The sequence below is a fragment of the Arboricoccus pini genome, from assembly GCF_900187945.1.
Classification (GTDB): Bacteria; Pseudomonadota; Alphaproteobacteria; order Geminicoccales; family Geminicoccaceae; genus Arboricoccus; species Arboricoccus pini.
The window spans coordinates 103,245-125,929 of sequence record NZ_FYEH01000008.1 but is presented as its reverse complement, the minus strand read 5'-3'; the positions used below and the strand labels follow the sequence as shown (position 1 = coordinate 125,929).

Annotated in this window: 14 protein-coding genes and 1 riboswitch; of the genes, 11 read left to right on the top strand and 3 right to left on the bottom strand. The window is 63.9% G+C overall.

Annotated features, from left to right (window positions below):
* The first annotated feature begins 142 nt into the window (after positions 1 to 142).
* The 6 genes from CFB17_RS12540 (at position 143) to CFB17_RS12515 (ending at position 8,673) form a co-directional block, all read left to right on the top strand.
* Positions 143 to 925, top strand: a complete 783-nt coding sequence (locus CFB17_RS12540) for an iron-sulfur cluster assembly protein (protein ID WP_165769594.1) — start codon at positions 143 to 145, stop codon at positions 923 to 925.
* A 59-nt stretch (positions 926 to 984) separates the two neighbouring features.
* On the top strand, positions 985 to 2,613 hold the full coding sequence (gene groEL, locus CFB17_RS12535; RefSeq protein ID WP_088561896.1) for a molecular chaperone GroEL: 1,629 nt from the start codon (positions 985 to 987) through the stop codon (positions 2,611 to 2,613).
* 178 nt (positions 2,614 to 2,791) lie between these two features.
* Positions 2,792 to 4,753 carry a sigma-54-dependent Fis family transcriptional regulator gene (locus CFB17_RS12530; RefSeq protein WP_088561895.1) on the top strand — a complete coding sequence of 654 codons (1,962 nt, stop codon included), beginning with the start codon at positions 2,792 to 2,794 and terminating at the stop codon, positions 4,751 to 4,753.
* Positions 4,754 to 5,013: 260 nt separating this feature from the next.
* Positions 5,014 to 6,333 carry an LLM class flavin-dependent oxidoreductase gene (locus CFB17_RS12525; RefSeq protein ID WP_088561894.1) on the top strand — a complete coding sequence of 440 codons (1,320 nt, stop codon included), beginning with the start codon at positions 5,014 to 5,016 and terminating at the stop codon, positions 6,331 to 6,333.
* A gap of 30 nt (positions 6,334 to 6,363) precedes the next feature.
* Positions 6,364 to 7,524: a M20 aminoacylase family protein gene (locus CFB17_RS12520; RefSeq protein ID WP_088561893.1), complete on the top strand. Its 1,161-nt coding sequence runs from the start codon at positions 6,364 to 6,366 to the stop codon at positions 7,522 to 7,524.
* Positions 7,525 to 7,536: 12 nt separating this feature from the next.
* Positions 7,537 to 8,673 (top strand): M20/M25/M40 family metallo-hydrolase, encoded by a 1,137-nt coding sequence (locus CFB17_RS12515; RefSeq protein ID WP_088561892.1) that lies wholly within the window; start codon positions 7,537 to 7,539, stop codon positions 8,671 to 8,673.
* Between the two features lie 134 nt (positions 8,674 to 8,807).
* On the opposite strand, the gene CFB17_RS12510 is transcribed toward CFB17_RS12515, so the two are convergent.
* Positions 8,808 to 11,123 carry an Orn/Lys/Arg family decarboxylase gene (locus tag CFB17_RS12510; protein WP_088561891.1) on the bottom strand — a complete coding sequence of 772 codons (2,316 nt, stop codon included), beginning with the start codon at positions 11,121 to 11,123 and terminating at the stop codon, positions 8,808 to 8,810.
* Between the two features lie 149 nt (positions 11,124 to 11,272).
* Positions 11,273 to 11,399: riboswitch (guanidine-I (ykkC/yxkD leader) on the top strand.
* 154 nt (positions 11,400 to 11,553) lie between these two features.
* Between CFB17_RS12510 and CFB17_RS12505 the strand changes: the two genes are divergently transcribed.
* Genes CFB17_RS12505 through CFB17_RS12495 form a run of 3 tightly spaced genes read left to right on the top strand, consistent with a single transcriptional unit; the run spans position 11,554 to position 16,552 of the window.
* Complete coding sequence (locus tag CFB17_RS12505) at positions 11,554 to 12,387, top strand: urea amidolyase associated protein UAAP1 (RefSeq protein WP_088561890.1); 834 nt, start codon at positions 11,554 to 11,556, stop codon at positions 12,385 to 12,387.
* Positions 12,388 to 12,389: 2 nt separating this feature from the next.
* The gene (locus CFB17_RS12500) at positions 12,390 to 13,013 is read left to right on the top strand and encodes an urea amidolyase associated protein UAAP2 (RefSeq protein ID WP_243389870.1); all 624 of its coding nucleotides are present in this window, start codon (positions 12,390 to 12,392) and stop codon (positions 13,011 to 13,013) included.
* On the top strand, positions 13,013 to 16,552 hold the full coding sequence (locus CFB17_RS12495; RefSeq protein ID WP_088561888.1) for a 5-oxoprolinase/urea amidolyase family protein: 3,540 nt from the start codon (positions 13,013 to 13,015) through the stop codon (positions 16,550 to 16,552). Before CFB17_RS12500 ends, CFB17_RS12495 begins: the two co-directional genes overlap by 1 nt.
* Positions 16,553 to 16,559: 7 nt before the next feature.
* On the opposite strand, the gene CFB17_RS12490 is transcribed toward CFB17_RS12495, so the two are convergent.
* Both CFB17_RS12490 and CFB17_RS12485 read right to left on the bottom strand, forming a co-directional pair.
* Positions 16,560 to 17,771: a saccharopine dehydrogenase family protein gene (locus tag CFB17_RS12490; protein WP_088561887.1), complete on the bottom strand. Its 1,212-nt coding sequence runs from the start codon at positions 17,769 to 17,771 to the stop codon at positions 16,560 to 16,562.
* Positions 17,772 to 17,813: 42 nt separating this feature from the next.
* Positions 17,814 to 18,908 (bottom strand): carboxynorspermidine decarboxylase, encoded by a 1,095-nt coding sequence (locus tag CFB17_RS12485; RefSeq protein ID WP_088561886.1) that lies wholly within the window; start codon positions 18,906 to 18,908, stop codon positions 17,814 to 17,816.
* A gap of 502 nt (positions 18,909 to 19,410) precedes the next feature.
* On the opposite strand from CFB17_RS12485, the gene ada reads away from it, so the two are divergent.
* Together ada and CFB17_RS12475 are read left to right on the top strand one after the other, a co-directional pair.
* Positions 19,411 to 20,502 (top strand): bifunctional DNA-binding transcriptional regulator/O6-methylguanine-DNA methyltransferase Ada, encoded by a 1,092-nt coding sequence (ada, locus tag CFB17_RS12480; RefSeq protein WP_088561885.1) that lies wholly within the window; start codon positions 19,411 to 19,413, stop codon positions 20,500 to 20,502.
* Positions 20,503 to 21,131: 629 nt separating this feature from the next.
* Complete coding sequence (locus tag CFB17_RS12475) at positions 21,132 to 22,679, top strand: amino acid permease (protein WP_207762059.1); 1,548 nt, start codon at positions 21,132 to 21,134, stop codon at positions 22,677 to 22,679.
* The last annotated feature ends 6 nt before the right edge of the window (positions 22,680 to 22,685 follow it).

The window sequence follows — 22,685 nt, the reverse complement described above, 5'->3', positions numbered from 1 at the left end:
CCCGGCGGACATCAAGAACGTCCAAGAACAAGATTTTTGGCCTCAACGCGGCCAGACTCTACGGCATCGACGTCGAGAGCCAGATGCGGAAGATCCGGGACGCCGATGTCGCGCTCGCGGTGACTGCTGAATGATGGCTTGCATGCGGAGCGATTCCGATCGGCGCTTGCGCGAGGTCTGGGCGCGCCTAGCCCTGGTGACCGATCCCGAACTGGACGAGCCCGTGACTGAGCTCGGCTTCGTCGACAAGGTGGAGGTCGATGAAGCCGAGGCGGTGCATGTCCATTTCCGCCTGCCCACCTATTGGTGTGCGGCGAATTTCGCCTTCCTGATGGTCGACGACATCCGCAAGGCGGCCTCGGTCGCCCGGGCCACGCGGGTGCATGTCCGTCTCGACGACCACATGCATGGAGAGGTGATCAATCAGGGCCTCGCTGCCGGTGCCGATTTCAAGGCCACCTTCGGGGAGGCGGAGGGCCAGGATCTCGAGGCGCTGCGGCTGGTGTTCCGGAAGAAGGCATTTGCATCCCGCCAGCACAAGCTCATCGAACTCTTGCTGGATCTGGGGCTCGACGACGAGCGGCTGGCGGCGATGACCACAAGCGAGCTTACCGGCATGACGGATCTGGCTCTCCCGTTCCGGCATGCTCGATCGCGCTATCTGAAACTTCGCCCAATCATAGGCGGAGGTGCGCCGAATGCCTTCGTTACCGAATCCGGCCTTCCCGTAACGGCCGCGCATTTCGCTGCGCACAGATCGCGCCTGCGCAGCACTGATCTGAACTTGGCCTCTAATGGTGCGCTTTGCCGGGGGCTGCTGGCGGCGCGTTATGACGAGGATGACAGCCTCGATCGCGATCATCTGGGCCAGCCCACGCTGCACCATTTCGTGCGCCGGGCGGCTTGTCAGGCCGCCCCCCGCTAAAGCGTCGCCACCGGTCCTGATCTTGTCCCGGTGGCCAAGAAAGAATGGGAGACTAACCAATGGCCAAGATCATGCTGCACGATGCCGAGGCGCGTCAGGCACTGGCGCGTGGCGTTGCCAAATTGGCGCTCGCCGTGGGCGGCACGCTCGGCCCCAAGGGCATGAATGTCATCATCGATCGGCCTGTCGGCACGCCGATCGTCTCGCGCGACGGGGTCAGCATTGCCGATGAGATCGAATTGCCCTGTCGCTTCGAGAATCTGGGCGTGCGCGTTGCCCGGGAGGTCGCCAAGCAGACCAATGATTTGGTGGGCGACGGGACGACGACAGCCACGGTCCTGGCCGATGCCTTGGTCCGCGAGGGCCTGGGGACCTTGGAGCGCGGCGTGGCGGCAGTCGATCTTGTGGATGGCATCGAGCTGGCCGCCGGAAGGCTGATCGCGACGCTGGAGGCCATGGCGCGACCGATTGGCGGCCGCGGCCAGCTCGATGCCGTCGCCACCATATCGGCCGGCGACGCCGAGCTTGGCGGCCTCGTCGCCGAGGCATTGGAGCGCGTCGGGCCGGAGGGCATAGTGCGGGTCGATTTCGGCAATAAGCTCAAGACCGAACTCGAGGTGGTCGAGGGCATGTCCTTCGATCGTGGCTATCATTCGCATCACATGGTCACCGACATGGAGCGGATGGTGGCGGTGCTGGAGCGGCCGCTGATTCTTTTGACCGACAGGAAGCTCGAGCATCCCGAAGAGATCGAGCCGCTACTGGCCAAGGTGGTAGAGGCGAAGCGGCCGCTTTTGATCATCGCCGAGGACATTAGCCCCGAGGTTATGGTAAGCCTGCTTGCGAAGGCGCGATTTGGCGACCGTCCGGTGGTGGCGGTCCATCCACCCGAATTCGGCCACTGGCGCCAGGCTACCATGGAGGATCTGGCGATCCTTACAGGCGGGCGCGTCCTGGCCCGCGATCTTGGCGCCAGGCTGGAAACGCTGGCGCTAAATGATCTCGGGGAGGCGATGCGTGTCATCGTCAGCCAGAATGAGACGGCGATCATCAATGGCGGCGGGACAAGCTCGGCCATGGTGGCGCGACGTAAGCAGGTCCAGCGCCAGATCGAACTGGCACCTCCGAATATCGAACGCGACAAGCTGGAGGAGCGGTTGGCGCGACTTACCGGGGGGACAGCCACGCTCAAGGTAGGCGGGGCGACTCCAGCGGAGCAAAAGAGACGTGTGCAGCTTTTGGACGACGCGCATGCGGCAGCCCGCGCGGCGATGGCAGGTGGCATCCTACCTGGCGGGGGCACCGCTTATGTTCAGGCAGCACGAACATTGGACGATGTGGGTGAGGGGAGCCTCGCCATTGGTGTGCTCACGCTGCAGCGTGCCTTGTCGGCACCACTTCACCGCATCGCCACCAATGCCGGATTCGAGGGTGACGTCATCGTCGAGCGTGTGTCGGGTGCTGCGCCGGGAACGGGGTTCGATGCCCGCACGGGCCGTCTCGTCGACATGGTTGAAAGCGGCATCCTCGATCCGGCACCCGTGGCGACGACGGCGTTGCGCAATGCAGCCTCGATCGCGGCCCTGATCTTGAACACGCACACGCTCGTCGTCGATCTGCCTGAGGACGTCGACACGACGGTCGGCGCGGCGCTGGGTGGCGGTGCGGAGAAGCTCGGCCGGCAGTGAGCTCCGCCGCCACGGCCGTGTCGAGGCGCACGACGGTCCCGGACCGTCGTGCGCGCAGCAGCCCGCATTTTTTTGCTGCAGTTAGATTGGCACTATTCTATATCTTACTCGACGCAATAGACATTTCACAGCGGGTTAATGACTGCCGGATAGAGCAGTTCGCCCAAGGGAGGCTGAGATGCCTAACGCGCCGGAAGCGATCGTCGCCTCGGGTATGTCGCGCGCCCTCAATCCTTTGGATGAGCGGGCAACCATGCACGCCTGGGAGGACTTTTTAGCCGGCCGGGACGCCCCAAGGATCCGTGCGGTCGTCGCCGATTCCTGGCGCCGCAGCTTTGCCGTCGGAGTCGATGCGCGAGGCGGTGGTACGCCCGCCAGCGTGCGAGACGACGATTTCTGGCGTGTCCGCGTCGCCAACCGTAATCTGCTGGCCGCGGCGAGCCCGGTCCTGGCGCAGGCGGCCGACATGATGACCGGCACGTCCGCCATGATGCTGCTCACCTGCCCCAAGGGCATCGTTCTCGACCAGGCAGGCGATCGCCGTGTCATCGAGAAGGGTCGGGACATCCAGCTCGAAGCGGGCGGCAATTGGAGCGAGGATTGTGCTGGTACCAACGGTATCGGCACGGCCCTCGCTACGCGCCAACCGGTTCTCGTCCATGCGGCCGAGCATTTCCGTGAAGGCATCAAGTCCTGGAGCTGCGCCGGTGCCCCGGTACAGGACCCGATCGACGGAAGCATCCTGGGCGTGGTGGATATCTCCGGCCCCCAGGCCACCTTCCAGCGTCAGAACATGGCGCTCGCCATCGCCATTGCCCGCCAGATCGAGCGTGCGCTGGAAGCGCAGGACGAACGCGATCGCCTTCGTCTGCTCGAGGCCTGCCTCGACGAGGTGCGCGGCTGGAGCGACGACCTCGTCGTCCTGGATCGGCGCGGTCGTATCGTGCATGTGCGTGGCTTCGGCGAACCCGGCGAGCCACGGCTCAACGCGATTGATCTCAGTCCAGGCACCCGCCTCCTTCGCGATGACGCCACGCTGGAGCATGCCGATTGGATGCGCCACCTGCCCGCCGATGTGCGACCCGACTGGTTGCGCGTCTTGCATGTGGGCGATCAACTCATGGGAGCGCTGATTGCTGTGCCGCAGGCAAAGCGATCAGTACCCACGAAGGACACCCGCCTCCATGAGGGCGACGCTGCGCGCGAGAGCTTTGCTGCCATAATCGGCGAGAGCCCGGCAATCGTTGCCATGAAGAGCAAGGCCGAGCGACTGGCCCGCCATAGGGCGGCGGTTCTGATCCAAGGGGAGACTGGGGTGGGGAAGGAACTCGTGGCCCGCGCGGTGCACGGTGCCCACGCTCCGGGCCAGCGGCCGTTCGTGGTCGTCAATTGTGGCGCCTTTACGCGCGAGATGCTGGCTAGCGAGCTTTTCGGCTATGTGAAGGGTGCGTTCACCGGCGCGGCCCTGGAAGGCCGCGCCGGACGCTTCGAGCTTGCCCATGGCGGCACGCTCTGCCTGGACGAGATCGGCGAACTGCCGCTCGATCTCCAGCCCTATCTCCTAAGGGCCCTCGAAGAGGGGGTGGTCTATCGGCTGGGCGACCATCAACCCCGCCGTGTCGATGTCAGGTTGATCGCCGTGACCAATCGGCATTTACCCGATGAGGTCGAGGCTGGACGCTTTCGCCGTGATCTCTATTACCGGATCAGCACGACGACGATCACCGTGCCGCCGCTGCGCGAGCGCGTTGGCGATGTCGCCCTTTTGGCCCGTCATTTCAACTGCTGTCTCGCCCGCGAGCATGGCGTCGAGCCTTCGCATTTTGGGCCTGCCGTTCTGGCCGCCTTCGAGTCCTATGACTGGCCGGGCAACGTGCGGGAACTGCGCAACGTCGTACATAGCCTCCTCCTGACCAGGTCGTCGCCCGACGTCGACATCCAGGATATCGACTTGCCCAGTCAGCGCGCCCAGAACGCTGCCGCGGGAGATGGCCTCGATCTTCACGCCCTCGAACGCGAGAGGATCGAAGCAACGCTACGCCAGCACGCCGGGCTGCCGATCACCCGGCTGGCCCGCCTGTTGGGCATTTCCCGAAGCACGCTCTATCGCAAGGCAAAAGAATACGGCATCACGATTTAGGCCAGCCGGACTCGCTGCCCGGAACGGAAGCAACAGAGACGATCCGCCCCTTTCGTGGGGGCGACAAAAAATTTCGCTGCACGATCTGGAAGCTTGCCGTTCCGAGCGTGCTTCTTCGCGCGCCATCTGAACGATCAACTGGCCTGACATTTTGCAATCATGGCCGCCGGCGAACAGGCGCACTTGCCCGTGATCACAACGGCGTAGTTCTTGCTCGTGCCTTCGCCCGAGGATGAAGATCGTGCCAGGGGCGGGGATCGATGAAGCGGCGCCAGATGCATCTTGTGGCTTTCCTGAAGACGGGGCCGACTTTTCATCACCACGGTGCCTGGCGGCATCCGATGGCACCTCTCGACGACATACTCCGCCCCGAACGCTACGAGCATGTCGCGCGCGTGCTGGAGGCCGCCTGCTTCGATGCCTGTTTCTTCGAAGATTTCGCCGGCATCTTCGAGACCTATGGCGGCGATTTCACGACCATGCTGGGCAAAGGCGGACAGATCAATCTTCTCGATCCCTTGATGGTGCTGCCCTTCATGGCGCGGGCGACCAGCCGGCTGGGCCTTGGCATAACGCTCTCCACTTCCTTCTATCATCCCTTCCAACTGGCTCGCATGCTGAGCTCGCTCGATCATCTGAGCGGCGGCCGGGTAGCCTGGAACGTCGTTACTTCGGCCAACGACAAAGAGGCGCAGAATTTCGGCCTTGAGCGCATCGGTGATCGCGATACGCGCTACGGGCGGGCGGAGGAAACAGTTGAGGCCTGCATGAAGCTCTGGCAGAGCTGGGAGGCGGACGCGCTCATTCTCGACAAGGTGAATGGGCGTTTTGCCGATCCCACGAAGGTACACGCCACGAACTATGCGGGCCGCTATGTCAAAACGCGCGGGCCGCTGCCCACACCGCGCAGCCCCCAGGGCCATCCCGTGATCATGCAAGCGGGCTCCTCGCCCCGCGGCCGCGCCTTCGCCGCCCGCTTCGCCGAGATGATCTTCACCTTCCAGTTTCAGAAAAGCGACATGCAGGCCTTCCGTCAGGACATGCATGCGCGCATGGCAGCCCATGGGCGCGATCCCAGGCACTGTGCAATCCTGCCATCGCTCGACATCATCCTGGGCGAGACGCGCGCCATGGCCGAGGAAAAGCGAGCGCTGCTCGACAGTTTGGTCGACCCCGAATTGGCGCTCGCCATCACTTCATGTCACATCGGCATCGATCTTAAGGGCATGCCGCTCGACAAGCCTTTGGCGGTCCTGGCCGAGGACGTGCAGGTGCGCGGCAGTTTCGACATCCTGATGCAAGGCATGCAGGCCGAAAAGGGCCTGACGCTGCGCGAGGCTGCCCAGCGCTACGGTACGAGCTGCATGGCGCCGCAATTATGCGGCACAGCCCAGGACGTTGCCGATCAGATGCAGGATCTCTTCGATTCCGAGGCCTGCGACGGCTTCGTTGTTACGCCCACGACCTTTCCTGGCATGTTCGAGGATTTTGCCCGGGCGCTGACGCCCGAGTTGCAGCGACGCGGCCTCTTGCGCACGGCCTATGCCGGGAAGACCTTGCGCGAGACGCTTCGCGACTAGCGCGGCTGACCAGAGGAGGAGTCTCACTTCATGCCCCTACTTGAGCGCATCAACGGCTTCCACCATGAGCTCATGGCGATAAGGCACGATCTTCATGCCCATCCCGAGCTGGGATTTGAGGAAGTACGAACATCCGGCATCGTCGCCGCCTATCTCGAAGCGCTCGGCATCGAGGTGCATCGTCAAATCGGCGGCACAGGCGTCGTCGGCATTCTCAAGGGCAGGCAGGGCGACGGACCGCGCGTGGGCCTGCGTGCCGATATGGATGCGTTGCCCATCGAGGAGCACACGAACCTGCCCTTCGCCTCCAGGACGCCGGGTCGCATGCATGCCTGCGGCCATGACGGCCATACAACTATGCTCATGGGTGCTGCTCGCTACCTGGCAGAGACCCGGAATTTCGCCGGTACGGCGGTCTTCATCTTTCAGCCGGCCGAAGAAGGGCTGGGCGGAGCGCGGGCAATGCTCAAGGACGGCCTTTTTGAGCGTTTTCCCTGCGACGAGATCTTTGGGCTGCACAACGCACCGGACCTGCCGGCCGGCAAGATCGCGGCGTTTGCCGGGCCGGCGATGGCGGGGGCCGATTTCTTCGATATCGTGATCACAGGCAAGGGGGGGCATGGTGCAAGGCCGCACGCCGCCAACGATCCGGTCATCGTCGCGATGGCACTGGGCCAGGCCTTGCAGACGATCGTCAGCCGCAACGCCGATCCCATGCAGATGGCCGTGCTCTCGATCACCCAGATCCATGCCGGCGCCGCCTACAACGTCATCCCGAACGAGGCCCGGATGGCCGGTACGGTGCGAATCTTCGATGCGGACTTACGCCTGCAGATCCAGGCGCGCATGCGCGAGCTGGCAGCCGGTATTGCGCAGGCCTTTGGAGTCGAGATCGATGTCGACATCCGGGACATCTTCTCCGTCCTCCAAAACGCCGAGCAGCCGACCTCGCATGTGATCGACGTGGCGCGCGAGATCGTGGGCGAGGACAATCTTTTGCTCGAGCCCAAGCCGCATACGGGCAGCGAGGATTTCGCCGATATGCTGCACGCCGTGCCGGGCAGCTATTTCTTCCTGGGCCAAGGCCACGACGTGCCCGTTCATAATCAAGGCTACATGTTTGACGATACGATCTTGCCGGTCGGGGCCTCGATGCTGGCCCGGATCGTCGAACGCCGGCTCGCTGTCTGAGGATTTCATTGCATGACCGACTTCAACGCCCTTCCTTTCGACGCCGGCGCGATGCTGGCCGGGCTCCGGCCCTGGGTCGAATGCGAGAGCCCGACCCATGACGCGACGGCCGTCGGCAGGATGATGGATCTGGCCAGCCGCGACCTCGCCTTGATGGGGGCCACGATCGAGCGCATCCCGGGTCGCATGGGCTACGGCGATTGCGTTCGCGCGCGTCTGCCGCACACCGGCCCGGCCCGGCCGGGCATTCTCGTGCTTGGCCATCTGGACACGGTTCACCCGGTGGGCACGTTGGCTGCGCTCCCGTTCAAGGAGGCTGGTGCCTACTGCCACGGACCCGGTATCTGCGACATGAAGGGCGGCAACTATCTGACCTTGGAGGCCATCCGTCAGCTGGCGCGGGCCGGGATCGCCACACCCTTGCCGATCACGGTGCTCTTTACCTCCGACGAGGAAGTGGGCAGTCCCTCGACCCGCGATCTCATCGAGGCCGAAGCCGCCCGGCACGCCTTCGTCCTGGTTCCGGAGCCCGCCCGCGCGATCCATCGCGTGATCACCGGCCGCTACGCCATCGCCCGCTTCGACCTCGAAGCCAAGGGGGTGCCCAGCCACGCCGGCGCCGCACTCAAGGCCGGCCGATCCGCCATTCGCGAAATGGCGCGGCGTACGCTCGAGATCGAGGCGATGACGAGCGAAGACTGCACCTTTTCGGTCGGCGTGGTGCAAGGTGGCCAATGGGTCAATTGTGTTGCCAGCCTCTGTCGCGCCCAGGCGCTCAGTATGGCCAAGCGTCAGCACGACCTGGATCATGGTGTGGAAAGGATGCTGGCCCTGTCGGGCGAGACAGGCGAAGTGCCGTTCACCGTCAGGCGGGGGGTGACCCGGCCGGTCTGGGAGCCGGATGCCGGCACGCAGGCTCTCTTTGCTGTCGCCACCAGCCTCGCCCGTCAGCTCGGCATCGAGCTAGCGGCGGAAAGTGCGGGCGGGGGCTCCGACGGTAATTTCACGGGTGCGATGGGGATTCCGACGCTGGACGGGCTGGGCGTGCATGGCGATGGAATCCATACCCTGCACGAGCGCATCGAAACCGCGACGCTGGCCACGCGTGGCCGTCTGATGGCCGGGCTATTGGCGAGCCTTGGAGCCTGATCGTCTCCTCGGCCAGGGTCTAGGTCACGGCGCAAAGATGCAAGGTGAGCTCTTCGGCCGTTAGCGGCGGCAGGGAGGCGAAGGGCAAGGGATCGCCGGCCCCACCCGTCACCCTTTTGCTGGCCGCTCGGCGATCAGGGCCGCTGCTTGAGGCACCAGACATGGTAGACGTCGTCCTTGACGACCGAGCCCTCGACCTCCTTGCCGAAGCCCGGGAAGGCTATGCGCCAATCCTGTAGGGCGCGCATGTAGGAGAGCCATGGCCCATCGGCGGGACCGAAGCTTTCGCCCGGCATGATGATTGGAATGCCCGGCGGATAGGGAATGATGCCCACTCCCGCCACACGGTCGGTAAGCTGGTCCAGCGGCAGGAGCTCGGCTTCGCCCTCGTTCAGGAGCCCTGCCGCCAACCTGGGCGGCATGACAGGGATTGGCAGCGTGCCGAAGGCTTTCGCCTGCCATTGCTCCATGCGGCTGACCTTCATCTGTTCGAACATCATGTCGGCCAGGTCCTTCAGGCCAAGGCGACCATATTTTCGCCGGTCGACGGCCACCAGGTTGGGCAGGCATTCGACGAGCCGGCGATTCTCGTCGTAATCCTGCTTGAAGTCCAAGAGTACGCTGATGAGCGTGCCCCATTTGCCCTTCGTGACCCCCATCGAGAACAGGCAGAGGATCATGAAATCCGTCGTGCGCGACGGGATGATGCCGTTATGGTGCAGATAGGCGTTGAGCACGGCGGCGGGGATGCCCCGCTCCAGCATCTCACCGGCATCGTCGATGCCCGGGCAGACGATGCCGACCTTGATCGGATCGAGCATGGCCCAGCCATCGGGAATATCGCCAAAGCCGTGCCAGGCCTCGTCCTTGCCGAGGATCCAGGCCGCCGGATCGCGTGCCAATATTACGGGGTCGGCATCGGCGAAGGGCACGCTGCCGCCGGTTTCCCGGTCCAGAATTGCTGGTGCGTTCCAGGGCCAGAAGAACCAGTCGCCGCGCTGCGCGTACTCCCGATGTGCCCGGGCCAGGGCCTGACGGAAGGCGATCGACTCGCGGATGACGTCGTCGGTCAGCGACCGGCCGCCCGGGCCGTCCATCATCGCCGCGCCGATCTCGTTAGAGGCCAGCAACGCGTAGAGCGGCGAGGTCGTCTGCTGCGCCATGTAGCTTTCATTGAAGACGCTGTGCTCGACCCGGCGGCGGCCCTCGCGAACGTGGATGTAGGAGGCTTGCGAGAGAGCCGCCAGCAGTTTGTGGGTCGAGTGCGTGGCAAAGACGGTCGGGCCGTTGGCCGGATGGTCCTCGGGCGATCCGCGCATGGCGAAGCGGTTCACATAGAGCGGATGGAAGCGCGCATAGGCGAACCAAGCCTCGTCGAAATGGATCGTGTCCGTGCTCTTGTCGAGCAGATCCTGTGCCCGACTGGCATCGTAGCAGATGCCGTCATAGGTGGAGTTGGTCAGCACGGCGTAGGTGGGCCGCAGCGATTTAGCGTGCCCGCGTAGGGGATGCGCTTCCAGCCGTTCGCGGATCCGGCCAGGGTCGAGCTGGTCGGGTAGAATCGGGCCGATGATGCCGTAATGGTTGCGGGTCGGAACCAGGAAGAGGGGAACGCCGCCCGCCAGGATGAGGCCCTGTTCGATCGATTTATGGCAGTTGCGGTCGCAGATCGCGAACCGGTTCTCGCCAATGACCGAGCCCATGATGGCGCGATTCGAGCCCGAGGTCCCCGTCAACCCGGAATAGGAGCGATGGGCGCCGAAAATGCGGGCCGCATATTCCTCGCCCTCGCCGATCGGGCCCGAATGATCGAGGAGGGAGCCCAGCGAACCGCGTTCGATGCCACTGTCGGTGCGAAAGAGATTTTCGCCGAAGAAATCGTAGAAGACGCGGCCGGCCGGGCTTTTGGTGAAGGCGATGCCGCCCTGGTGGCCCGGGGCCGCCCATGAATATTCCGCTGTCTCTAGGTAGGCAAAGAGAGCCTTGTTGAAGGGCGGCAGGAGGTTGGCGGTGTAGCGTTTGATCGCCGCCAGGACGCGACCGGCAATGAACGAGGTCGTATCCTCGAGCGTGAAGACATATTCATCCGCCTTCAACATGATGTCGACGTCAAGGGTTTCCGTCGCCTCTCGGTCGGCCAAGAGGATGATCGGGATATAGGCGTTGCGCCGGCGAATGGTGCGCAAGAGAGCGTCGGCCGCGTGCTCGACAGCCTCATTGTCGACATCGCCGCTCGTCCAGTCGATCAGAATTGCGTCCAAGGACGCATCCGCCATGAAGGCCGCCTGGCCATCCTCGTAGCTCAGGGCCTCGATGACGCCGATGCCCTGGCGTCGTAACTCCTCGGCCAGAGCACGAATGGCCCTGCCGCCATAGCTGGCGGGCTGCGCCAGTTTCTCGTCGATGATCAAGACGCGGAATTCCTGTTCGGCCGTGATCTTGCCAAGCATCCGGTGAACAACTCCCGCTTGAGAATAAATAAAGACCTGCGCCCGGCGCGATCTCGTGCCACAGCAGTAGGTCAGGCGGACCCAGCCTGCAAATGCGGGAGGCGCTCCCCCTTGCCATGGCGCTATGCTCCGTGCTTCCCTCCAGGTGAGACATGGATGGCTAGGGTTCCTGCTCACGCTTGCAGTGAGTGCACGGTCCAAGAGCCACCCGCCGCGCTGCCTGCAGGCTTGTAGGACCATCAGCGCGGTACACGGCGGGATAAAAGCCCGGGAGATCTCGACCTGTCGGACCGCGCAGCCTTTGCGCGCCCATGGAGCGATGATCACCGATGGCAGCACATTCCGCCCGCTACCCCAGACCCGAAACGAGCGCGTGTCGAACCGGGCGCGGCCTTGTTCTTGCGCGCTTCCCGACAGGAGGAATGGCGCCATGAGCGAGGCCGAGCGCGCAGCCCGGATCGAGGGCTATCGTCGCCGTTATGAGGAACTCAAGCATACGGGCACGACCATAGCGCCGACGGTCTGGCCCGCCCCAACGGCACTGAACGCCGCCAGCATCGCTGAGAGTGACGTCATCACGGCATCGACGCTCCCGGGCGGCTGGTATACGACATTGCTCTTGGCACGTGGCCAGGGGCTCAGGCTCGTCAACAAGGACGGCAAGGGCGCTGCCAGTCTCCTGGCCTGGAATGCCAAGGACCCCTCGGAAAGGCTGAACCACGCCGATACGATCAAGGTCCAGTGGACCACGGAGCTGCGCAAGGGACGCGTACTCTTCTCCGACATGGGACGGGTCATTCTCTCGATCATCGAGGACACGAGCGGGCACCACGACGTCCTGGTCGGCGGCTCGACGGCCGCTTCCATCAAGGAGCGCTACGGCGATGATCCCAGCCATCGCAACACACGTGACAATCTCGTCCTGGCGGCCGGCAAGCATGGCCTTGGCAGAGCCGACATCGCGCCCGTCGTCACTTTCTTCGCGCCGACGGTCGTCGGCGCGCATGGCGAGATCGGCTGGAACGAGGCCGGGCGGCGCCCGGGCGACTTTGTCGATCTTCGCGCTGAGATGGACCTGATCGTTGCCGTATCCGCCTGCCCACATCCGATGGACCCGGCCCCGTCCTACGCGCCGGGCGATCTTGGTCTGATCCGCTTCAAGGCGCCGCCCGTCAGCGCGGACGACCTCTGCCGGACAGCCACGCAGGAGGCCAGGCGCGGCTTCGATAATCTCGATGACTATCTGGCCCTGCAGGGAGCATGATCATGGCCGCCAATCCATCACCAGTCCTGCACGTGACCGTTCCCGCCCGCAAACCCTGGTCGGGGATCGTGCGGGCGGGCCAGAGGCTCCGCCTTGTCGATTCCAAGGGCCAGCAGGCGGTCGACACGCTGTTCTACAACGCGGGCGACCATGCCGAGCGCTACAGCGCGCAAGACACGATCCGACAGCAGAAGGCCGCCTATCTGGGCCTCGGCAGCAAGATCGTCTCAAACGAGGGGCGCGTCATGCTGGAGATCGTCGCCGACACATGCGGTCGACACGACACCTCGGCCGGCGCCTGCTCCTGCGAGAGCAATACGGTCCGCTTTGGCCACCACACGCGCTTTGAGCATGCCTGCCGCGAGAATTTCCTGCTCGAAGTGTCGCGCTACGGCATGAGCAAGCGCGACATCGTTCCCAACATCAATTTCTTCATGAACGTGCCTATCTCGCAGAATGGCGACCTCGTGATCGACGACGGCATCTCGGCCCCGGGCGGCTATGTCGACATGATCGCGCGCATGGACGTCCTTTGCGTCATCTCCAATTGCCCGCAGATCAATAATCCCTGCAATGGCTTCGACCCGACGCCGATCGAGGTCTTGATCTTCGACGGACCCGCTTGATGTTCAGGAAGGTGCTGATCGCCAACCGGGGCGAGATCGCGGCCCGGATCCAAAGGACGCTGCGCCAGTTGGGCGTGCGCAGTGTCGCCATCGCCTCGGAGGCAGATCGCTTCACGCTGCCCGTGCGCTTGGCCGATGAGCGGGTGATCCTGCCGGGCAACAGCGCGCTCGATACCTACCTCAATATCGAGGCGGTGATTGCCGCCTGCAGGCAAACGGGTGCCGAGGCGGTTCATCCGGGCTACGGCTTTCTCAGCGAGAGCGCCGAATTCGCCTTGCGCCTGGCTGATGAGGGGATCGCCTTCATAGGGCCCCGGCCCGAGCATCTGCGTTCCTTCGGCCTGAAGCACGAGGCGAGGCGACTGGCTAGCGAGAGTGGCGTGCCGCTCCTGCCGGGCTCGGCACTGCTCGACGATCTCGATGCAGCACTCGGGGCCGCAGAGACCATCGGCTACCCCTTGATGCTCAAGAGTACCGCTGGCGGCGGCGGCATCGGCATGCGCCTTTGCCGCGATGCCTCCGCCCTGGCCGAGTCGTTCGCGGCCGTGCAACGAACGGCCGGCGCCAGCTTCGGTGACGCGCGCGTGTACCTGGAGCGCTTCGTCGCCGCCGCCCGGCATGTCGAGGTGCAGATCTTCGGCGACGGCAAAGGCGGCGTCCTGGCATTGGGCGAACGGGACTGCTCGCTGCAGCGACGCAACCAGAAGGTCGTCGAGGAGACACCTGCACCCGGCTTATCCGAAGCCACGCGCGAGGGGCTGCACGCGGCCGCCGTCAAGCTCGCGCGAGGTGTCGCCTACGAATCGGCGGGCACGGTCGAGTTCATCTTCGATGCCGAGCGTGGCGATTTCTTCTTTCTCGAGGTGAACACCCGCCTTCAGGTCGAGCATCCGGTGACCGAGGCCGTCTTCGGCGTCGATCTCGTCGCCTGCATGGTCAGGCAGGCGGCCGGCGAGAATGTCCTGGACGACCTGGCGACACGTCGCCCGCAAGGGGCGGCGATCGAGGCCAGGCTTTATGCCGAATCGCCGCTCAAGGATTTCCAACCCTCTGCCGGGCGACTGACCGAGCTCGTCTTCCCCGATGGTGCTCGCGTCGATGGATGGATCGAGACAGGCACGGAAGTGTCGACGTTCTACGATCCTCTGCTGGCCAAGATCATCGTTGCCGGCCCGGACCGGCAATGCGCCCTGGAGGGGCTCCGCGCCGCCCTGGCGCAGACGCGCATCCAGGGCATCGAGACCAACCTGGATTATCTTCGCGCCATCGCCGCCAGTTCCGTCTTCGCGACCGCCAGCATGACGACCTCGACGCTGCAAGGCTTTGCCTTCTGCTCAAGGCGCGTCGAAGTCCTGACACCCGGGGCAATGTCGAGCCTGCAGGAATTGCCGGGTCGTCTGGGCTTTTGGCATGTGGGCGTCCCCCCATCGGGGCCGATGGATTCAAAGGCGCATCGGCTGGCTAATCGCATCGTCGGCAATGCGGAGGAAAGCCTGGCCCTGGAGGTGACGGCCTCCGGCCCGACGCTCCGTTTCCATGCCGACGCCCTGATCGGTCTGGCCGGTGCCGCCATGGCGGCTCGCCTCGACGACGAGCCGGTACCCATGGGCCGACCCGTAGCGGTGCGAGCCGGTCAGATCCTGGCGGTGGGCGCCATCGACGGTCCCGGCTTGCGTGGCTATCTGGCGGTGCGGGGAGCTTTCGAGGCAGCATCCCTGCTGGGCTCGGCCGCGACCTTTACGCTTGGCGGCTTTGGCGGCCATGCGACGGGCGCGCTTCGCGCCGGCGACATGCTGGCCTATGGCGACGAGGCCCGCCAATCAGGCGCGCCGGCTCCCGTCGACTTGCCGGCGCTTTCCCATGAGTGGCAGCTCCAGACTGTTTATGGGCCGCACGGTGCCCCGGATTTCTTCACTGAGGACGATGTCGCCACTCTCTTCAGCGCCACCTACGAAGTCCATTTCAACAGCGCCAGGACGGGTGTGCGGCTGATTGGGCCCAAACCCGAATTCGCGCGCCAGGATGGCGGGGAGGCGGGTCTGCATCCCTCCAACCTGCACGATAATGCCTATGCGATCGGCGCCATCGACTTTACGGGCGATATGCCGATCATCCTCGGACCAGATGGCCCCAGTCTCGGCGGCTTCGTCTGCCCGGGTGTCGTCGCACAAGCTGATCTCTGGAAGCTGGGCCAGCTGCGTCCAGGCGATCGTGTTCGCTTCGTGCCAACGGCAGGCGCCGACCCGATCGGCGGCCCGCTGCCCCTGCGTGTGCCGGCCGCCGGCAGCGCCATTCTGGCTAAGGCCGCGGATGCACCCGTTCCCGTGGCCTATCGCCGGCAGGGGGATGCCAATCTCCTGGTCGAGTACGGAGCGATGACACTCGATCTGGCGCTTCGGCTCAGGGTCCAGCTTTTGATGGAGGCTCTGGTGGGGTGCCGTCTCCAGGGCATCATCGACCTGACGCCCGGAATCAGGTCGTTGCAGATCCACTACGATCCAGCCTTGCTCGCGCGCGAGCGTCTATTGGCCGTGCTTGTCGAGTTGGAGGACGGCCTGCCTGCCGTCGATGCGATGCGCGTCCCCTCGCGTATTGTCCATTTGCCGCTGTCCTGGAATGACAGTCAGGTCGTCCTGGCCATGCGTCGCTACCAGGAACTGGTGCGGCCGGATGCGCCTTGGTGTCCCTCGAACATCGAGTTCATCCGGCGCATTAACGGCCTCGAGGACGAGGCGGCCGTGCAGCGCATCATCCTCAATGCGAGCTACTTGGTGATGGGCCTGGGCGACGTCTATCTGGGCGCGCCCGTGGCAACACCTCTCGACCCGCGTCACCGACTGGTGACGACCAAGTACAATCCGGCCCGCCCATGGACACCCGAGAACGCGGTGGGCATCGGCGGCGCCTATATGTGCATCTACGGGATGGAGGGGCCAGGCGGCTATCAGCTCTTTGGCCGTACCATCCAGATGTGGAACAGCTGGCGGACAACGCCTGTCTTCAAGCCCGGCCATCCCTGGCTGCTGCGCTTCTTCGACCAGGTGCGCTTCCACCTGGTAAGCGAGCAGGAACTGCTCGAGGCGCGCGCGGCATTCCCGCACGGCGCCTATCCGATCGAGATCGAGGAGACGGTGCTGGACTATGGCCAGCATGCCCGGATGCTAAAAGACGAAGCGTCCTCGATCGCCGCCTTCCAAACTGGACGCGAGGCCGCATTCGCGGCCGAACGGCGCCGATGGCAGGAGGCCGGGATTGCGGCCTATGTCGACGAGACCGCCGCCGGCCCACGTCCTGAAGGGGACGTGCCCGAGGGCCACGAGCCCTTGATGAGCTCAATGCCGGGAAGCGTTTGGCGGATCGTCGCCGAGCCCGGCCAGCCTGTCAGGGCCGGTGATGTCGTCATCGTCCTGGAGGCCATGAAGATGGAAGTGCCGATCCCGGCGACTACGACCGGCATTCTCAAGGAAATCCGGGTTCGACCGGGCCAAGTCGTGCGGGGCGGCGACATCCTGGCACTGGTCGAGCCCAGCGGGCGCTAGGTGCCGCTTACTCGCGGATCTGGGTAGGCAGGCCGATCTTGTCCAGTAGGTCGAGGAAGGGGCGGGGCGGCAGATCCTCGATATTGGCCATGCGCCGCACGTCCCATTCGCCCGTGGCGATCAGCATGGCCGTGGCCGCTGCCGGTACGCCCGCCGTGTAGGAGATTCCCTGGCTGCCGACTTCTTCGTAGGCCGCCTTGTGGTCGGAGACGTTGTAGAAGAGGATTTCGCGCTCCTTGCCGTCCTTGACCCCCTTCACAAGGTCGCCAATGCAGGTCTTGCCTGTGTAATCGGGCGCCAGCGAAGACGGATCGGGCAGAACGGCCTTTACGACCTTGAGTGGGACAACCTCCAGGCCTTCGGCTGTCTTGATCGGCTGCTCGGACAAGAGGCCCAGGTTCTTTAAAACGGTGAAGACCGTGACGTAGCGCTCGCTGAAGCTCATCCAAAAGCGGATATTGGGTACACCCAGATTCTGCGAGAGCGAGTGGATCTCGTCATGACCGGTCATGTAGGTCGTGCGCGGCCCGACGACCGGCATGTCCCACTCCTTCTTGACCTCGAACATCTTGTTCGAGGTCCACTGGTTATTCTGCCAGGACCAGACCTGACCCGTGAATTCGCGGAAATTGATCTCGGGATCGAAATTGGTCGCAAAGTAGCGGCCATGGTCACCGGCATTGATGTCGATGATGTCGATCGAATCGATACGGTCGAAATACTCGGCCTTGGCGAGGGCCGCATAGGCGTTGACGACACCGGGATCGAAACCAGCACCGAGAATAGCCGTCAGGCCGGCCTTCTCGCATTCGTCCCGGCGCTTCCACTCATAGTTCGCATACCAGGGAGGCGTCTCGCAGATCTTGAGCGGGTCTTCGTGGATTGCCGTATCGACATAGGCAGCACCGGTGGCCAGGCACGCCGAGAGGACTGCCATGTTGACGAAGGCCGGTCCGACATTGACGACGATCTGGCTCTTCGTTGCACGAATGAGCTCGATGGTCGCGCCAACATTCTGGGCGTCCAGGGCATGGCCCTTCAACACGCCCGGCACCTTCATGCTGCCCTTTTGGCCGATCGAGGCGATGATGTCCTCGCATTTGCGCAGCGTACGCGAGGCGATGTTGATGTCGCCCATCAGGTCATTGTGCTGAGCGCATTTGTGGGCCACGACCTGGGCCACGCCGCCAGCGCCGATGATAAGCAGGTTCTTTTTCATGTCATGCGCCAGACTTCGAGGTTGGCATTCAAGCGAAAGCCTTCAGGAAAGGCTCGATACATAGTCGTCATAGGTAAAATCGCGGACCTGACGGATCGTGCCGTCCAGTTCGCGGATGGCGATGGCCGGCATGCGGACACCGTTGAACCAGTTCTTTTTGACCATCGTGTAACCAGCGGCGTCCTGGATGGAGAGTCGGTCGCCGATTTTCAGCGGCGCTGGAAAATGAAACTCGCCGAAAATGTCCCCCGCCAGGCAGGACTTGCCGCAGACCATGTAGCCGTACGTTCCGGCATCGGGGGCAATCTTGGCGCTTTGCCGGTAGATGAGGAGATCGAGCATGTGCGCCTCGATCGAGCTGTCTACGATCGCCAGGTCCTTGCCGTTCTTAAGCGTGTCGAGAACGCTCACTTCGAGCGTCGTGCTGCGGGTGATGGCGGCCTCGCCCGGCTCCAGATAGACCTGGACACCGTAGCGCTCACCAAAGCCCCTCAGACGCTGGGCGAAATTCGCGATCGGATAGCCGTCACCGGTGAAATGGATTCCGCCACCCAGGCTCACCCAGCTGACGCGCTCCAAAAGGCGGCCGAATTTCACCTCGATGTCCGCGAGCAGCCGGTCGAAGAGGGCGAAATCGGCGTTCTCGCAATTATTGTGGATCATGAAGCCGCCGATCTGCTCCATAATGGGCATGATAATGTCGACGTCGCTTTCGCCAAGGCGACTGAACGGCCGGGCGGGATCGGCGAGGTCGAAGCTGGATGAGCTCACGCCCGGATTGAGCCTGAGGCCGCAGGACAAGCCGGCCGCCCGCGGCGCGAAGCGCTTGAACTGGCCGACCGAATTGAAAATGATCTTGTCGGCATTGGCGACCACCTCGTCGATTTCGTCGGCGCCGTAGGCCACGCTATAGGCGTGCGTCTCGCCGCCGAATTTTTCCCGCCCCAGCTTAACCTCGTAGAGCGAGGAAGACGTAGTGCCATCCATATAGACGCGCATGAGATCGAAGACCGACCAGGTCGCGAAGCATTTGAGCGCCAGGAGAGCCTTGGCGCCGGAGAGCCTGCGCACCTCCTGGATGCGCTCGAGGTTGCGCAGCAAGGCGGTCTTGTCGATGAGATAGAAGGGTGTCTGCATATGGATCTGGCAGCGAGGCTAAGCCGGCCCCGCTTTCCCGCGTCTATTGAGTGGAGATGGACTGATCGCCCGCCGGCTGTTCTGGCTGGACGTTTTGGCCGAACGATAAGCAGTCAGGCCAGCCTCGTCTTCACGTCGGTCTTTCCCGAGCGGGCGTGGTCGGCACAGGGAGGACTGCGCGTTCCCATCGGGCGAACCTCATCATGCCTTCAAGGGCATATCGCATGGCGCAGCCGCTTTGGCGGTGGCCAGATGTTTCTTCCGTTTGGGAGGCATTCAGCAGAACTGAGCCCATCCCCAATTGGAAGAGGGCGTCGTCTTGCAAGGCGTCCTCCCCAACCAGCAGATGTAGCCCGCTCGAAACGGGCAGCGCCCCTATACCGAGCCCGGCGCCGAAATGCAATTGCAGGCGGATGCGTGCTAGGGCTTCGAAAGCAAGCTGCGGAGTGAGATGCCGAGGCGCTCGCGCTAGATGGGGGCTGGACGAACGGAGGAGCAGTCGATGGTGGAACGCGTGGAAAAAGATGAGACAGCGGCCTGGTCGCATGCAGTCGACATGCGCGATGCCGGCTTCGATGGCCGTTTTGTCTATGCCGTGCGAACGACCGGCGTCTTTTGCCGGCCAAGCTGTCCCGCACGCCGCCCGAAGGCCGAGAACACGGCGTTCTTCGCCACGCCCGAGGAAGCATTGGCAGCCGGCTATCGGCCATGTCGGCGCTGCCAGCCGATGGCCGCCCCGGCCGCCCGCGGCCATGCCGACGTCATCGCCGCCGCTTGTCGCCGGTTGGAGAGCGCCGAGGATCTGCCGGACCTGACGACGCTGGCGCGAGAGGCCGGCTTCAGTCCCTATCATTTCCATCGCCTCTTCAAGGCCGCGACTGGACTGACGCCCCGGGCCTATGGCGCCGCCGTACGGGCGCGCGCCCTGCGGCACCACCTGGCCGACTCGGGTAGCATCACGGCTGCGCTTTACGCCGCGGGCTTCAATTCCAGCGGTCGTTTCTACGAGAACACCGATGCGATGCTGGGTATGACACCAAGTGCATTCCGACAGGGCGGTGAGGCAGCCCTCATTCGTTTCGCCATCGGCCAGAGCTCGCTCGGCGCCGTGCTCGTCGCCTGCAGCTTGAAGGGGGTTTGCGCCATTCTGCTTGGCGATTCGCCCGACAGCCTCATCAAGGATTTGCAGGACCAGTTCCCAAGGGCCGAGCTCGTCGGCGGTGAGCCCGGCTTCGAGGCCATGATTGCCGCCGTCCTCGCCTTCGCGGAAAATCCGCTAGGGGATCTGGCTTTGCCCCTGGATGTACGCGGCACGGCCTTCCAGGAGCGTGTCTGGCAGCAGCTGCGGGCGATTCCACTGGGGAAGACGGCAAGCTATGCCGAGATCGCCCAGGCCATCGGCATGCCGCGCGCCGTTCGCGCCGTCGCCCGGGCCTGTGCCACGAACCGTATAGCACTTGCCATTCCTTGCCATCGGGTGGTGCGCAGCGATGGCGATCCTTCGGGTTATCGCTGGGGAGTTGAGCGTAAGAAGGAGCTTTTAGCACGCGAGCGGAAGGCATCGGATCACGGGACGAGCAAGGCTGACGAATGAGCCGGAGCGGCAAGCAGAGCTAGGTCCTGGCCTTTGTCGCGAATCCGGCGACTCATGGGTTGAGTGAGCCGATCCGACGGATCGATACGCGCGGTGCTGTCGTCTCTCCGGCTTGCGAGCATGCCTGCAAGCTGAAGCGCGCGGCGGGGCTGCCCTGTTTTGAACTCTAGACTTTCGCGCCGAGCCGAAAGGCCCGTGAAGCGACATCGAGCGCAAGCGACACTTCGGATCGATCCGCTACAACGTCTAACACCTGAGGCCTATACGGGCGGCCAGCGACAAGGTCCCAGCCGAGCTCTATGAGTTGGCAGAATCGGCCCTTACAACGGGTCAATCGGCGAGAGAGGCATCGTTCAAACCTCGTGAAGGATGCTGCCCTGGGAGGCTGGAATCGTCCCTCCAACGTAAAGAACGCCGACCGGCGTAAGGAAGGGCTGGCCTTTCACCTGCGATGACCTCTACCATCGTCGCCAGGGCAAGGCTGCCGGCACAAAACGCTGGCTCCGGGGATGTGTGTGAACCCTTCCTGCCAACGCCAGCCTGCCGGATGAGAACGGTGGCTGGCGCAAGAAACGTCGCCAAGGACTGCCCGGGCCGGGCCTCCCTCCATCAAGAGACGGGAGTCGTGCATGCAAACGAAAGCGACCGGCAAATCTGTGCCGGGGGGTTACACGGAAGATGAACACCGCGCGGATGTCGAGCATCTGCACGGCATGGGCTATGCCCAGGAGCTCGAACGCCGCCTTAGCGGTTTTTCGAACTTCGCGGTCAGCTTCTCGATTATCTGCATCCTCTCAGGCGGTATCAACTCGCTGGCCCAGGGTATAAGCGGCGTCGGTGGTGCTGCGATCGGCATTGGCTGGCCGCTGGGCTGCCTGGTCTCGGGCGTCTTCGCGATCGCCATGGCGCAGATCGCCTCGGCCTATCCGACCGCCGGCGGCCTCTATCACTGGGGCTCGATCCTGGGTAATCGTGGCATTGGCTGGGTGACAGCCTGGCTCAACCTTCTTGGTCTCGTGACCGTGCTGGGTGCCATCAATGTGGGCACCTGGACGTTCTTCCTCGGAGTCTTCGGCCCAGTCATCGGGTTCACCGGTACCTATGGTGAGCAACTGACGTTCATGGTGATCATCACGGCCCTCCAGGCCGTCATCAATCATCGCGGCATCAAGCTGACGAGCATCCTCACCGATTTCTCGGGCTATCTGATCCTGTTCGGTTCGGCCGCGATCGCGGTTGCGTTCTTCGCATACGCCCCCAGTCACGATTTCTCGCGGCTTTGGACGTTCAGTAATTTCAGCGGCGATGTGGGCGGTGGCATCTGGCCGCAGACAAACAGCACCTTCTTTCTCTTTCTCCTCGGCCTGCTGCTACCGATCTATACGATCACCGGATACGATGCCTCGGCGCATACCTCCGAGGAGACCCGCAACGCCGCACTCAGCGTGCCGCGCTCGATGGTCCGCTCCGTCTTCTGGTCGGGGCTCATGGGCTGGATCTTCCTCTCCGCCATCGTCATTGCCATTCCCGACATGGGGGCCGCCGCGGCCCAGGGTTGGAACGTCTTCTTCTGGACAGCCGACCAAGTTCTGCCATCCGGCATCAAGGTCTTCCTCTATATCGTCATCTTCGCGGCGCAATTCCTCTGTGGCCTGGCGACTGTAACCTCGGTCTCACGCATGATCTTCGCCTTCGCGCGCGATGGCGGCCTGCCGTTTTCGAGCAAGCTACGCCACGTGAGCCCGCACTTTCGCACGCCCGTCAATGCGATCTGGACCGGCGCGGCCCTGGCTGTGCTCTTTACGAGCTACACGCCTCTCTACACGACGATCGTCTCGGTCACGGTCATCTTCCTCTTTCTCTCCTTCGCCGTGCCGATCGTCCTGGGTCTCATCCATTTCGGCGGTCGCTGGAGCAAGATGGGCCCCTGGAACATTGGAGGCCTCTATAGGCTGGTTGCTCTCCTCGTCATCGCCTCGATGGTGCTCATCTTCCTGATCGGCATCCAGCCGCCCAACGATGCTGCCTTCTGGATCACCGTGGGCTTCCTGATCCTGACGGCGATCGTCTGGTTTGGCTTTGAGCGCCGCCGTTTCAAAGGGCCGCCCATCGGCGATGCGATCAGCAGGAGGCGGGCGGAAATCGAGGCGGCCGAGAGCGCCGTCGGCGAACGTTGACCATCG

Bases quoted from the DNA above. Each gene is read 5' to 3' on its own strand.
- CFB17_RS12540 (WP_165769594.1), top strand. From the start codon at position 143: ATGCGGAGCGATTCCGATCGGCGCTTGCGCGAGGTCTGGGCGCGCCTA.
- groEL (WP_088561896.1), top strand. From the start codon at position 985: ATGGCCAAGATCATGCTGCACGATGCCGAGGCGCGTCAGGCACTGGCG.
- CFB17_RS12530 (WP_088561895.1), top strand. From the start codon at position 2,792: ATGCCTAACGCGCCGGAAGCGATCGTCGCCTCGGGTATGTCGCGCGCC.
- CFB17_RS12525 (WP_088561894.1), top strand. From the start codon at position 5,014: ATGAAGCGGCGCCAGATGCATCTTGTGGCTTTCCTGAAGACGGGGCCG.
- CFB17_RS12520 (WP_088561893.1), top strand. From the start codon at position 6,364: ATGCCCCTACTTGAGCGCATCAACGGCTTCCACCATGAGCTCATGGCG.
- CFB17_RS12515 (WP_088561892.1), top strand. From the start codon at position 7,537: ATGACCGACTTCAACGCCCTTCCTTTCGACGCCGGCGCGATGCTGGCC.
- CFB17_RS12510 (WP_088561891.1), bottom strand. From the start codon at position 11,123: ATGCTTGGCAAGATCACGGCCGAACAGGAATTCCGCGTCTTGATCATC.
- CFB17_RS12505 (WP_088561890.1), top strand. From the start codon at position 11,554: ATGAGCGAGGCCGAGCGCGCAGCCCGGATCGAGGGCTATCGTCGCCGT.
- CFB17_RS12500 (WP_243389870.1), top strand. From the start codon at position 12,390: ATGGCCGCCAATCCATCACCAGTCCTGCACGTGACCGTTCCCGCCCGC.
- CFB17_RS12495 (WP_088561888.1), top strand. From the start codon at position 13,013: ATGTTCAGGAAGGTGCTGATCGCCAACCGGGGCGAGATCGCGGCCCGG.
- CFB17_RS12490 (WP_088561887.1), bottom strand. From the start codon at position 17,771: ATGAAAAAGAACCTGCTTATCATCGGCGCTGGCGGCGTGGCCCAGGTC.
- CFB17_RS12485 (WP_088561886.1), bottom strand. From the start codon at position 18,908: ATGCAGACACCCTTCTATCTCATCGACAAGACCGCCTTGCTGCGCAAC.
- ada (WP_088561885.1), top strand. From the start codon at position 19,411: ATGGTGGAACGCGTGGAAAAAGATGAGACAGCGGCCTGGTCGCATGCA.
- CFB17_RS12475 (WP_207762059.1), top strand. From the start codon at position 21,132: ATGCAAACGAAAGCGACCGGCAAATCTGTGCCGGGGGGTTACACGGAA.